Source organism: Halobacillus dabanensis, assembly GCF_900114165.1.
Lineage (GTDB): Bacteria > Bacillota > Bacilli > Bacillales > Halobacillaceae > Halobacillus > Halobacillus dabanensis.
Genome location: NZ_FOSB01000005.1, coordinates 252,935 through 265,133 on the forward strand (window position 1 = coordinate 252,935; position 12,199 = coordinate 265,133).

Annotated in this window: 14 protein-coding genes; all 14 read left to right on the forward strand. The window is 42.9% G+C overall.

Annotated elements, in window-relative coordinates; translation table 11 throughout:
• The first annotated feature begins 226 nt into the window (after positions 1 to 226).
• A complete protein-coding gene (locus BMZ58_RS10730; RefSeq protein WP_075036555.1) occupies positions 227 to 1,054 on the forward strand; it encodes a cell division protein FtsQ/DivIB in 828 nt (275 codons plus the stop codon).
• Entirely contained in the window at positions 1,038 to 1,739 is a 702-nt protein-coding gene (locus tag BMZ58_RS10735; RefSeq protein WP_075036556.1) for a DUF881 domain-containing protein, read from the forward strand. The genes BMZ58_RS10730 and BMZ58_RS10735 overlap by 17 nt, the downstream gene beginning before the upstream one ends.
• A gap of 5 nt (positions 1,740 to 1,744) precedes the next feature.
• A complete protein-coding gene (locus tag BMZ58_RS10740) occupies positions 1,745 to 2,449 on the forward strand; it encodes a DUF881 domain-containing protein (protein WP_083412685.1) in 705 nt (234 codons plus the stop codon).
• Between the two features lies 1 nt (position 2,450).
• Positions 2,451 to 2,807 carry a small basic family protein gene (locus BMZ58_RS10745; protein ID WP_075036557.1) on the forward strand — a complete coding sequence of 119 codons (357 nt, stop codon included), beginning with the start codon at positions 2,451 to 2,453 and terminating at the stop codon, positions 2,805 to 2,807.
• Between the two features lie 192 nt (positions 2,808 to 2,999).
• Complete coding sequence (gene ftsA / locus BMZ58_RS10750; RefSeq protein ID WP_075036558.1) at positions 3,000 to 4,298, forward strand: cell division protein FtsA; 1,299 nt, start codon at positions 3,000 to 3,002, stop codon at positions 4,296 to 4,298.
• Positions 4,299 to 4,373: 75 nt separating this feature from the next.
• Complete coding sequence (gene ftsZ / locus BMZ58_RS10755) at positions 4,374 to 5,525, forward strand: cell division protein FtsZ (protein WP_075036559.1); 1,152 nt, start codon at positions 4,374 to 4,376, stop codon at positions 5,523 to 5,525.
• A gap of 567 nt (positions 5,526 to 6,092) precedes the next feature.
• Positions 6,093 to 7,001: a sigma-E processing peptidase SpoIIGA gene (gene spoIIGA, locus BMZ58_RS10760; protein WP_279626133.1), complete on the forward strand. Its 909-nt coding sequence runs from the start codon at positions 6,093 to 6,095 to the stop codon at positions 6,999 to 7,001.
• Between the two features lie 18 nt (positions 7,002 to 7,019).
• Positions 7,020 to 7,739, forward strand: a complete 720-nt coding sequence (gene sigE, locus BMZ58_RS10765) for an RNA polymerase sporulation sigma factor SigE (RefSeq protein ID WP_075036560.1) — start codon at positions 7,020 to 7,022, stop codon at positions 7,737 to 7,739.
• A gap of 82 nt (positions 7,740 to 7,821) precedes the next feature.
• Positions 7,822 to 8,601: an RNA polymerase sporulation sigma factor SigG gene (sigG, locus tag BMZ58_RS10770; RefSeq protein ID WP_075036561.1), complete on the forward strand. Its 780-nt coding sequence runs from the start codon at positions 7,822 to 7,824 to the stop codon at positions 8,599 to 8,601.
• A 1,035-nt stretch (positions 8,602 to 9,636) separates the two neighbouring features.
• Positions 9,637 to 9,912: a YlmC/YmxH family sporulation protein gene (locus BMZ58_RS10780; RefSeq protein WP_075036563.1), complete on the forward strand. Its 276-nt coding sequence runs from the start codon at positions 9,637 to 9,639 to the stop codon at positions 9,910 to 9,912.
• A gap of 57 nt (positions 9,913 to 9,969) precedes the next feature.
• Positions 9,970 to 10,767, forward strand: a complete 798-nt coding sequence (gene pgeF / locus BMZ58_RS10785) for a peptidoglycan editing factor PgeF (protein ID WP_075036564.1) — start codon at positions 9,970 to 9,972, stop codon at positions 10,765 to 10,767.
• A 21-nt stretch (positions 10,768 to 10,788) separates the two neighbouring features.
• Complete coding sequence (locus BMZ58_RS10790) at positions 10,789 to 11,460, forward strand: YggS family pyridoxal phosphate-dependent enzyme (protein ID WP_075036565.1); 672 nt, start codon at positions 10,789 to 10,791, stop codon at positions 11,458 to 11,460.
• Positions 11,461 to 11,478: 18 nt separating this feature from the next.
• Positions 11,479 to 11,922: a cell division protein SepF gene (locus tag BMZ58_RS10795; RefSeq protein ID WP_075036566.1), complete on the forward strand. Its 444-nt coding sequence runs from the start codon at positions 11,479 to 11,481 to the stop codon at positions 11,920 to 11,922.
• A 3-nt stretch (positions 11,923 to 11,925) separates the two neighbouring features.
• Complete coding sequence (locus BMZ58_RS10800; RefSeq protein ID WP_075036567.1) at positions 11,926 to 12,195, forward strand: YggT family protein; 270 nt, start codon at positions 11,926 to 11,928, stop codon at positions 12,193 to 12,195.
• Positions 12,196 to 12,199: the final 4 nt, after the last annotated feature.

Genomic DNA, 12,199 nt, shown 5'->3' on the forward strand with positions numbered 1-12,199 from the left:
CGAATTTAGCGAAATCACTTTGGTTCCCTCGAAATACGCTCATTCTTGTAAAAAATTAGATGGGAAACTAGGAAAACTCTATCAATTAGTTTGCCTATTTTTGTGATATAATAGGATGCGTATAGATATTGAGTCTATGCTCATTATCTGGTAGAAAAATATAATTCTTTCAAACAGCTAGGACAAACAGCGAAAGGGTGTCTAGCCAGAAGGAGAAATGCCCGTTATGGAAGAAAGAAAAGTGGTTTCCATAGAAGATCGCATACCTAAACTGAAACAGACGAGACGCAAAAAAGCGAATCGTCGACTGATTTTGTATTTGACTATTCTTTTTTTGCTGATTGCGTTGGTCATTTATCTCCAGTCGCCACTCAGTAACGTTCGAAATATTGTCGTCGAAGGCCAATATCACGTTTCGGAAGAAGAAATCAAAGAGCTTGGCGGTGTAACGACATCCACGAATTATTGGAGAGTCGATGAAGATGAGATGAAACAGCAGATTGAATCGCATCAAGAAATCACCTTTGCTTCTATCGACCGTTCCTTTCCAAATAAAGTCACCATTGAAGTGGAAGAAGCGGAAAGAATTGGTTATGTGAAAAATGATGGGATGTATCATGCCATCTTGGAGGACGGTTCCAGACTTGAAGGACAGACAGCCCTTCCTGGAGGAGATGCACCGATTCTGGCCGGGTTTACGAAAGAGATTTATTTGAAGGAAATTTCCCAAGAATTGAAGGAGCTCCCAAGCAGTGTTGCTGGTCTTATTTCAGAAATACATTGGGATCCTCGGGACGGGAATCCTTATCAAATACTTCTTTATATGAATGATGGGTATCAAGTTCAGGCCTCGATCCGGAGCTTTGCTGAAAAAATGCCTGCTTATCCGTCGATTGTCTCCCAATTAGACGAAGGGGCGGAAGGGATCATACATATTGATGTAGGGGCCTATTTCGAAGAGTTCCCAGAGAATGATACAGCGGGAGAAGATGATACAGCGGAAGAAGATGAGGTACAGGAAGAGGAGGAAACTGCCGATGAAACGGAGGGGTAAGTCGGTAATCCTGTCCCTCGTTCTGCTCGTCTCCGGTTTTCTCATCAGCTATAGTTATCAACAAACTAAAAGTTCTCCACAGATGGTTCAACTGAATGATTCCCAATGGGAGAAAGAATATTTCTATCAACAACGATTGTTGGATATGGAAAACAGGAACAAGCAACTTAGGGATGAGTTGAATGAAAAACGGGACATCATTCAAAAATTTGAAAATGAAATGGCTGGACGGGAGCAAACTGTTGCTGACTTTGTTGAGAGGAAGAAAAAACTGCAAATGCTTAATGGTGAAATCCCGATCCAGGGCGAAGGAGTGGAAATAGTTTTAAGCGACTCCGGCTATATCCCCGATGAGGAACAGGTTAACCAATACATTGTGCACGAAACACATCTGCACAACGTCATCAATGAACTCCTCAGTGCGGGAGCGAAAGCTATTGCTATCAATGGACAGAGGTATATGAAGGATAGCTATATCGCATGTACAGGCCCTGTTATTACGGTGGACGGCATCCAGCATCCTGCTCCTTTTGTAATCACAGCCATCGGTGATTCTGATGTACTCTATTCTAGCCTGAATTTGACTAGAGGCGTAGTGGATCAGCTTCTCAACGATAATGTGGAAGTCGATATGACGAAGAATAATCAAATAGAAATGAAAGCAAGGTTATCCACTGAAGGGTGAGCATCATGAAAAAGAGGACAAAGTGGTTAGTATCCATCGTCTTCCTGTTCATAGGCTTTATGGTTGCAGTCCAGTTTCAAACGACTTCCTATGAATCCCAAATGAGAGAAACGCGGGATGTATGGGAAGTACGGGAGGAATTGCAACGGCAACAGGACGCCCAGCAGGAACTGTTGGAGAGTATCTCGGATGCTGACCAGACTATAGAAGATTACGAACAACAGTCTTCAGGAGAGCAACTCGATACATTAATAGAGTCCATTGAGGTGCTGGAGGAAAGGGTTGGCCTAAATAAGGTAGAAGGGGCAGGGATAGAAATGACGATTGCTCCAATATTTGAAGAAAGTGTAACCGGCCAGGCGTATCCTGAATTATCCCCTCATTTGCTCCATCGGCTATTGAATGAGTTGAACACTTACGGTGCGGATGAAATCAGTATCGGTGAAGAGAGGATTACGAACCTTTCTCCGATCAGAGATGTCAACGGTTCCACATATGTTAACAATCGGCCGATTGGATCCCTGCCTATCACTTTGAAAGTTTTGGCAGAAGACCCTGCGAAACTGCGCAATTATATGAAAGCAAGTCCTACGCAGGATATTTTCAATATCGATAATATGGAGATGAAAATCGAATTAAAGGACAGTCTCCTTTTACCTGAATTTGATGGAGCCCTCCATTTAGAAATTTTAGAAGAAACTGGTGGTTAATGTGTGGTTGCCAATTTTATTTCTGATCATCGGTCTCACTTTAGGGGTTTTAACCGATATTCGTATTCCGGATGCCTATTCCGATTATCTCTCCATTGCCGTTCTCGCTGCGTTCGACACATTATTTGGGGGAATTCGGGCTCAACTCGAAAAAAACTTTGATGATACCGTTTTTCTTACAGGGTTTATTTTCAACATATCTTTAGCTGCCCTGCTTGCCTTTATCGGGGTGCAGTTAGGGGTGGATCTATATTTGGCTGCGGTCTTTGCCTTCGGTGTCCGGTTGTTTAGGAACCTTGCTATAATAAGAAGGATGATCATCGACCAAAAATTGCTAATGAAATTCAGAAAAAAATGAGCGTAAATAAGAGGAAAAACACGAAACTCTGTGGAAAACAACATATGAGTGAGTTTTTTCTCTAAAGTTCCGAGGTTTTAACTACGGAATATATCATTTCATTTACGTTTGTATTTCAATGATTGTTTTTTAAGCGTGAATTCGATATGCTTTGAACTACTTATATGGCTTGCTACAGGAGGTGCGTCACTGGTGAATCAAAATGAAATTTTAGTAAGTTTAGATATAGGAACAAGTCGAATCAAAGTGATTATAGGAGAAATTATGAATGATAACCTCAACATCATTGGGGTCGGTACAGCAAAATCGAACGGGATGAAAAAAGGAGCAATCGTTGATATAGATCAGACGGTACATTCGATTCGTTCAGCTGTAGAGCAAGCAGAACGCATGGTCGATATGAAAATAGATCGTGTAGTTGTCGGAGTGAACGGGAACCATATCCAATTGCAACCATGTCATGGCGTTGTTGCAGTTTCCAGCGAAAGCAGGGAAATTGGAAATGAAGACATTACTAGAGTGATTGATGCTGCCCAGGTGGTGTCCGTTCCACCTGAACGGGAAATCATCGATGTTATTCCACGCCAATTCATCGTAGATGGGCAGGATGAAATTACCGACCCACGTGGTATGATTGGTGTTCGTCTGGAAATGGAAGGCATGATTATTACCTGCGCAAAAACCGTTTTACATAATACATTGAAATGTGTGGAACGAGCAGGTCTGGAAGTTTTGGATGTTTGTTTGCAGCCGCTCGCTTCTGGAACTGTATCGTTGTCTGGCGATGAAACAAACTTGGGTGTCGCCTTAATTGATGTTGGAGGCGGATCTACAACAATCTCTGTTTTTGAAGAAGGTCATTTGAAAGGAACGAGCATGATTCCTTTCGGTGGAGACAATTTGACGAAAGACTTGTCGATTGGTTTGAGGACTTCCACAGAAGAAGCAGAGCAGGTGAAAGTAGAACATGGCCATGCATTTTTCGATGATGCGAATGAAGAGGAAAATTTTTCTGTCACGATTATTGGAAGTAATCGTCAACAGGCATTCAATCAGTTGCAAATCTCTGATATGATTGAAGCTAGACTAGAAGAAATTTTTGTCTTCGCAGCCCAAGAGATCCAACGAATGGGTGTGCGTGAGCTTCCAGGTGGGTTTGTCCTCACAGGGGGTACAATGAACATGCCTGGAGTATTAGAACTGGCTCAGGATGTTTTCCATGCAAACGTAAGACTTGCCATTCCGGATTATATTGGAGTGAGAGAACCACAGTTCACTAGTGGAGTAGGAATCTTGCAATTCGCCTATCGTAATGCGAAAATACAAGGAAAAGAGATATTTCCTTCCGTATCAGGTGAAATTCAAGAACCACCGCAGCCGAAAAAGCAAAAACGTGCGGTGAAACAACAACAACCGAAAGAAGAAAAAGAGAAACCAGAAAAGAAAAAAGAGTCAGGCTTTAGCAACCTTTTGAAGTATTTCTTTGATTAATGAACAAGTTTGAGTCGGTCAATGGACAGACGAACCAATAAATCTTGTAATCTCGTGTATTAGGAGGAACGTAAGATGTTAGATTTTGATACAAGCATGGACCAACTGGCAACCATTAAAGTAATCGGAGTAGGTGGCGGTGGTAGCAATGCCGTCAACCGTATGATTGAGCACGGTGTTCAGGGTGTAGAATTCATCGCCGTCAATACTGATGCTCAGGCATTAAACTTATCTAAAGCAGAAGTGAAGATGCAAATCGGTGGTAAACTGACGCGCGGTCTGGGAGCAGGTGCGAACCCGGAAGTCGGACGCAAAGCTGCTGAAGAAAGCAAAGAACAAATCGAAGAGGCTCTTCAAGGCGCAGATATGGTATTCGTAACTGCCGGTATGGGAGGCGGAACAGGTACAGGGGCAGCTCCAGTCATCGCCCAGGTAGCTAAAGAACTCGGCGCCCTAACTGTCGGTGTTGTCACTCGTCCATTCACCTTTGAAGGACGTAAGCGCTCCACCCAAGCGAGTGGTGGTACAGAAAGCCTTAAAGGTGCTGTCGATACACTTATCGTCATTCCAAACGATCGTCTACTAGAAATCGTAGACAAAAATACACCAATGCTCGAAGCGTTCCGTGAAGCGGATAACGTCCTTCGTCAAGGTGTCCAGGGTATTTCAGACTTGATTGCTGTTCCTGGGTTGATCAACGTGGACTTTGCCGACGTTAAAACAATCATGGTGGACAAAGGTTCCGCCCTAATGGGTATCGGTATTGCAACAGGAGAAAGCCGAGCAGCTGAAGCAGCTAAGAAGGCCATCTCTTCCCCACTACTTGAAACCTCTATCGACGGAGCTCACGGAGTCTTGATGAACATTAGTGGTGGAGCGAACTTGAGCCTTTATGAAGTTCAAGAAGCAGCCGATATCGTAACCTCTGCTGCAGACCAGGAAGTGAATGTGATCTTCGGCTCAGTCATCAATGAAAACTTAAAAGATGAAATCGTTGTAACAGTTATCGCAACTGGTTTCGATGAAGCTCAAATTGCCCAAGGTCAACAGAAAAAGCGCCCAACTGTAAATCCTGTTAATCAGCAAAAGCAAGTAGAGCAACAGCCAGAGCGTAATATTCGCGAAGAGCAGCCTCGTCGTCAGGCTCCTCAACCGCAACAAAAACCACAAGAAGAAGATACTCTCGACATTCCTACATTCTTAAGAAATCGTAATCGTCGCAGATAATATCAAATAAAGTCCCGCTACACTCTCCAAAGTGTAGCGGGACTTTTTTGTCTTCATCATATCCTCCTCTTATTCTTCTAACTGGCAGGATTCTCCCCAATTCCCCTCCGCCCCTTTTCCTATATGTGTTTCTCGAAATCACATGAGAGTGTACCTGCCCTATGTGAATGGAGGACCATGCGTTAAATTAGCGGTTATAGCATTTTCAGTATCCAAAGCTCCTCTCCTGTGAAGGTAGTTTCGCGTATCTTTTTATCGTATGGTGGGTGGGAAAACGGGGAGACTCCTGCGGGAATGGATGGGCAGGCAAGACCCCGCAGAGCTTTAGCTCGAGGAGGCTTGACGCCATCCCCGCGGAAAGCGACTCGTTTTCCCACCCACCATATTCACAAACAAACGTCTCGAAACTGAGTCTTCAAGAGGAGCTTTTGTGTAAAGGTGGGGGGGAATTCTTTCCATGCTTCTACAAAACTTGCTAGTTACAGGTTCAGATTGTGACAGACTTTTTAGACGGACGGGCTTATAATTTTCTTTAACAGCAGAGATGGAGGGAGGGGAGAGGAGATAATATACCTTGATGCTGTTTGGTTGCTCAATCTGTTGATGGATGGCATGATCTTATCGCTTACACAGGGGATTACAAGAGCGAAATCATCAAAAACAAGAATGATGGCCGGCGCGTTTGTTGCTTCTGCAATTGTTCCGATTACCATTTATATGCCAGACTCCTGGCTTGTCAGCAGTGTCGGGAAAATCGTTTTTTCGATGTTGATCATATGGGTAGCCTTTTCTTACACCTCTCTCCGTGCATTTTTTGCCAGGTGGATCAGTTTTTATTTTATTACTTTTGCTATTGGTGGAACCATGATGGGGGTTCACTACTTTTTAGCGACAGAAATCAGCTTACAAGGGGGCTCAGTCGTAACGTTCAGTGGTGGTTATGGGGACCCGGTCAGTTGGTTGTTTGTAATAATAGGCTTTCCCAGCTCTTATTTCTTTACTAAATGGCGCTTGAACCAGGTAAGTGTACACAGAATGAAGCTTGAGGACCTTTATGAGGTAACGATTGAATGGAATGGACGGCTCGCTCACTGCAAAGGTTTAGTGGATAGTGGCAATCAATTAATCGATCCTATTAGCCGAAAGATGGTATTCCTTGCTGATCCATTTGTTTGGGAGCAATTTTTATCTAAGGAAGACCTCGATTGTTTGGAGGTAGAAAAGGTCATTTCTTCGATGGATGAACTGCCGGAAGAAATTCAATCATCCATCCGCCTTGTACCTTATCAGGCGGCAGGCGTTAATGGTCAGCTGCTTTTAACACTGCTCGTAGATAAAATCACAGTAAAAACAGATGCCGGGAATTTGGAGATGAAACATCCGTTGTTAGGAGTTCAACATCAAGACTTGAATCATGATCGTCTTTATCAAATGCTCATTCATCCGCAGATGATGGTAAAAGGTAAATCAGCGTGATTCCAGGAGGGGGATTCGATGTTCAGGTGGCTCTTTAAGGCACGACTATGGTACTACCGTATACTTATGAAGTTAGGCATTAAACAGGATGAGATCTATTACATTGGCGGAAGCGAGGCTTTGCCCCCGCCTTTATCAAGAGAAGAAGAAAAGCAACTACTCGAACTCCTTCCAAAAGGGGATAAGGCAGCAAGAGCTATGCTTATCGAAAGAAATTTGCGTCTTGTCGTCTATATTGCTAGGAAGTTTGAAAACACAGGGTTGAACATAGAGGATTTGATTAGTATTGGTACCATCGGTTTGATTAAAGCTGTTAATACTTTTGATCCTGAGAAAAAGATTAAATTGGCTACTTACGCATCAAGGTGTATTGAAAACGAGATTCTTATGCACTTGCGAAAGAGTAACAAACTTAAAACAGAAGTTTCCTTTGATGAACCGCTTAATGTCGATTGGGATGGAAACGAACTTCTTCTTTCAGATATTCTTGGGACAGATGAGGATTTAATTACAAAAGGAATAGAGAAAAAGATTGATAAAAAGTTGCTGAAATCTGCTTTGGAGCAATTAAATGATCGAGAAAAACAAATCATGGAACTCCGTTTCGGCTTGATTGGCAAAAAAGAAAAAACACAAAAAGATGTTGCTGATATGATGGGCATCTCACAGTCTTATATATCAAGGCTTGAGAAGAAGATTATTCGCAGGTTGCAACGTGAATTCGATAAAATGGTATAACACCCAGCGATTGTCCCATGCATAAAATTCCCACCCAGGGAGATACTTAAAACTGATTACAGCTTCCTGGGAGGGTCTTACATTGACACGACATAAAGTAGAGATATGCGGCGTAGATACATCAAAACTTCCGGTACTGAAAAACACAGAAATGAGAGACCTGTTCGAGCGTTTGCAAAGTGGAGAAATAGAGGCACGCGAGCAATTGGTCAACGGTAATCTTCGTTTAGTCCTGTCCGTAATTCAGCGATTTAATAATCGCGGGGAATATGGAGATGATTTATTCCAAGTCGGATGTATTGGATTAATGAAATCCATTGATAATTTTGATTTAAGCCACAATGTGAAATTTTCTACTTACGCTGTACCAATGATCATCGGTGAGATTCGCAGGTATTTACGGGATAACAACCCGATCCGTGTTTCAAGATCTTTACGGGATACGGCATATAAAGCCCTGCAAATGCGAGAAAAAATGATCGGTGAAACGAGTAAAGATCCAGCTCCTCATGAAATCGCCGAACGAATGGGTGTTCCACACGAAGATGTAGTTTTTGCTATGGACGCCATACAAGATCCTGTCTCTTTATTTGAACCCATTTATAATGACGGTGGGGATCCAATTTTTGTCGTCGATCAACTCAAAGACGACCGCGAAAAGGATTCTGTATGGCTAGATGAACTGTCCCTTAGAGAAGGGATGAAGAAGTTGAATGACCGTGAGAAAATGATTTTGACGAAGCGCTTTTTTCAAGGAAAGACCCAGATGGAAGTCGCTGAAGAGATCGGAATCTCCCAAGCGCAGGTATCCCGTTTAGAAAAAGCGGCCATTAAAGAAATGAATTCATCCATGTTCCAATGAAAGCAAACGCTTCTGCCCAGACACTCGCGTCATAAGCAGAACATCAAAGGAATAAAAACCCATTCCGTTGATGTTCTGCTTATGCCAGTCGTGTCTCCCAGGGCGATTCCACATTTGAACACTTTCCGTGGGGCGGGCGGTGAGCCTCCTCGAGCTAAAGGTCTGTGGGGTCTCACCTGTCCCGCAAATCCCAGTTGTAAAACCATTTGAGGTTAAATCTTTTTCTGAGATCTTAAACCATACGAGTGCTATCCAGCTCCAGTGCCTAGCGGCTAGTGAGACTTCCCTCGCTTCTGTACAATAAGTCAACATCGAATCGCTACGCTCTTCGTGTTTCCTTTATCTCCTCGAACTCCAGGCTAGTTCCGGTGTCTAGCCTCTCGAGGTCTTAGGCCTCACAGGAAGCGGGGTCGTTCGGTGTTGCAACAGGACGTTGCGAACTTAACCGAACTTCTTTACTAGTCATTTCAGGAAGAAGAACACTCCCTGTAATGATTGTTGTTAAGCTTGTCGAGGCTCACCAAGACCCCTCCACATTTGAATGTCCAGTCCATACGCCGCTAATCAAGGCACTTCCACTTTCAAAATAGGAGTCTCACCGTTTCCCTCCGCCCCTTTCCATGATAAGTATTTCGAAACCACCTTCAAGTAAAGGAAGCAGCATGATGTAAGTGAAAATACAGTAATCACAGGCTTGAAGTGCTATTCTTTCTCTACTTATGGCAGGGTTATTGTTTGGCGATTTCGAGTAACTTTTACGGCAAGGGGGGTGGGGGATGAGGAGACTCCTGCGGCAAAGGATAGATTGGCGAGACCCCGTAGGTCATGAAGTGACCGAGGAGGCTTGCCGTCTTCCCCGCGGAAAGCGACTTATCCCCCACCGACCCTTATTCGCAATAAAAGTCTCGAAATCGAGTCTTCCAGAATACTGCCATTATGTTGAATAAGGATTACTTTCTTGTGGTTTGTCATTTTCTCCTTTTTCTAATTTCCAGCATCTATGCATATAGTGAGAATAAGGAGTGTGAGGACTAAATGAAAATTACTGAACTGCAAATGAAAGATGTTATTGCAATGGAAACAGGGGAACGCCTTGGATATATTAGCGATCTTGATATCGATACACAAAGAGGACGCCTGAAAGGGCTTGTTTTAACATTGAAAGGGAAAGCGATGGGGCTTTTTGGTAAAGAAGAAGAAATGACGATACCGTGGGATCAGATTGTTAATATCGGTGCAGATGTCATTTTAGTGAAAAAGTCGGGATATAAAGGAATTTCTACGGTGCAAAAGACAGATTCAGAAGAATAAAACAAGAAATAGGATGAAAAATGTGTTAAAATGGAGGGAAATTGAGGTGGTAGAAAAATGGAACCCTTCAAAACACATACGAAGAGAAAACAAACTTGTTTTAATTTTCATCCGGTTGTGAATGCTGGATTGACAACTCGTCAAGGTGGTCATAGTGAAGCCCCGTTTGATACATTGAATATGGGGCTCCATGTATCCGATGAAAAAGAGGCAGTGATACAAAATAGACAAGAACTCGCTCAGGAGTTGGATATTCCACTTGAGAAGTGGATCATTGGAGAGCAGGTGCATGGCACAGAAGTGAAAGCTGTCGACTTTAAATCAGCTGGTGCTGGATCTTATTCAATGTCAACAGCTATAGGTGGCGTAGATGGATTGATTACAAATGAAAAGGATCTTGTTCTCGGCGCTTTTTTTGCAGATTGTGTGCCTTTATATTTTTTTGATCCAACCACAAATTGGATTGGTATTGCCCACGCTGGGTGGAAAGGAACTGTCCACGGAATGGGTGCCAAAATGATTGAAGCCCTTCGTGAAAATGGTTGCCAAGTAAAAGATTTGCAAGTTGTCATTGGTCCGTCCATCGGTAAAAATCATTATGAAGTGGATCAAAAAGTTGTGGATCATATTCCATCACAGTATAAAAATGAGTGTGTGGTGGATCACCAAAATGGTAAATATCAATTAGATTTAAAAACACTTCATCGCCGGATAATGATAGATACAGGAATTCCGGCGCAAAACATTCAAGTGTCGGGGGCTTGTACATACGAGGAAAACGAATTATATTATTCCCATCGGCGCGATCGAGGTAAAACAGGGCGGATGCTCGGTTATATCGCCCTTCGACCTTGATGAGCGGGAAGGAGTATTTGGATGTCAGTTGAAGCAAACTTTGCAGAAATAAAGAAAAACATCGAACAAGCTTGTGAAAATTGCAAGCGTGCCAAGGAAGAGATCACAGTCATAGCCGTAACAAAATATGTATCTACCGAGCGTGCTCAGGAAGCGCTGCAAGCAGGTATCAAACACTTAGGGGAAAACCGGAAAGAAGGCTTACTCGAAAAGTATGAAACCATTGGTGAGGAAGCGGCATGGCACTTTATCGGAACACTGCAATCGCGTAAAGTGAAAGATATCATCGGACAAGTTTCCATGATTCATTCATTGGATCGGAAATCATTGGCTAAAGAAATCAACAAACGGGCACATTCGAAAATCCCTTGCTTCATTCAGGTTAATGTGAGTGAAGAAGAATCTAAGCACGGATTGAATACATCAGAAGTGGAGTCATTTGTGGAGACATTGGAAAATTACGAAAATATTAGGATCGTCGGCCTGATGACGATGGCTCCTCATACAGAGGATGAAGAAAAGCTCCGGGGAATCTTTCGGCAATTACGGGCATTAAGAGACCGTATCCGTGACAAGAGGTACAAACATGCCCCTTGTGAATATCTCTCTATGGGGATGAGCAACGATTACACCATTGCGATTGAAGAAGGAGCGACACATATCCGGTTAGGGTCCAGCCTTGTCGGTGAATAAAAAATAGGGGTGATGATAATGAGCATGAAAAATAAATTCCGTTCTTTTTTCTGGGATGACGATTATGAATATGTCGAAGAAGAAATTGAAGAGGAGAATGTTGAAGAGCCTTCGCCTAAGCAACGGAGTGATAAAAAGCAGGAGCAGGGGAATGTCGTTAGCCTGAAAAGCGCTAAATCTTCGTCCAAAATGGTTTTAAGTGAGCCGAGCAGTTACAACGAAGCCCAGGACATAGCAGATCAGTTAGTGAATAGAAGGGCAGTCGTAATCAACCTTCAAAGAGTCGATCATCACCAGGCTAAACGTATTGTAGATTTTTTGAGCGGAACCGTATATGCTATAGGAGGAGATATTCAGAAACTCGGCACCCAGACATTTCTCTGCACACCGGATAATGTAGAGATTTCTGGATCGATTTCTGAAATGATGGCACAAGAAGATGACATTAGTAGAAGGTGGTAAGACATGGCGTTTTTGTTCCAGATTTTAATGACAGCATTACAAATATACTCTTGGATACTCATTATCTATATTCTGATGTCCTGGTTCCCGGGAGCTAGAGAGTCTAGTTTTGGAGAAGTCCTTTCACGGTTGGCGGAACCTTTCTTAGAGCCATTCCGAAAAATCATCCCACCACTAGGCATGATTGATATATCACCAATCGTGGCAATTTTAGTCTTGAACTTCGCTCGTTCAGGATTGCGTGAGCTTTATTTCATGATAATGGGATTATAAGGTG

Coding starts and splice junctions, on each gene's coding strand:
- BMZ58_RS10730 (WP_075036555.1), top strand. CDS start 227: ATGGAAGAAAGAAAAGTGGTTTCCATAGAAGATCGCATACCTAAACTG.
- BMZ58_RS10735 (WP_075036556.1), top strand. CDS start 1,038: ATGAAACGGAGGGGTAAGTCGGTAATCCTGTCCCTCGTTCTGCTCGTC.
- BMZ58_RS10740 (WP_083412685.1), top strand. CDS start 1,745: ATGAAAAAGAGGACAAAGTGGTTAGTATCCATCGTCTTCCTGTTCATA.
- ftsZ (WP_075036559.1), top strand. CDS start 4,374: ATGTTAGATTTTGATACAAGCATGGACCAACTGGCAACCATTAAAGTA.
- sigE (WP_075036560.1), top strand. CDS start 7,020: ATGTTCAGGTGGCTCTTTAAGGCACGACTATGGTACTACCGTATACTT.
- BMZ58_RS10780 (WP_075036563.1), top strand. CDS start 9,637: ATGAAAATTACTGAACTGCAAATGAAAGATGTTATTGCAATGGAAACA.
- pgeF (WP_075036564.1), top strand. CDS start 9,970: ATGGAACCCTTCAAAACACATACGAAGAGAAAACAAACTTGTTTTAAT.
- BMZ58_RS10790 (WP_075036565.1), top strand. CDS start 10,789: ATGTCAGTTGAAGCAAACTTTGCAGAAATAAAGAAAAACATCGAACAA.
- BMZ58_RS10795 (WP_075036566.1), top strand. CDS start 11,479: ATGAGCATGAAAAATAAATTCCGTTCTTTTTTCTGGGATGACGATTAT.
- BMZ58_RS10800 (WP_075036567.1), top strand. CDS start 11,926: ATGGCGTTTTTGTTCCAGATTTTAATGACAGCATTACAAATATACTCT.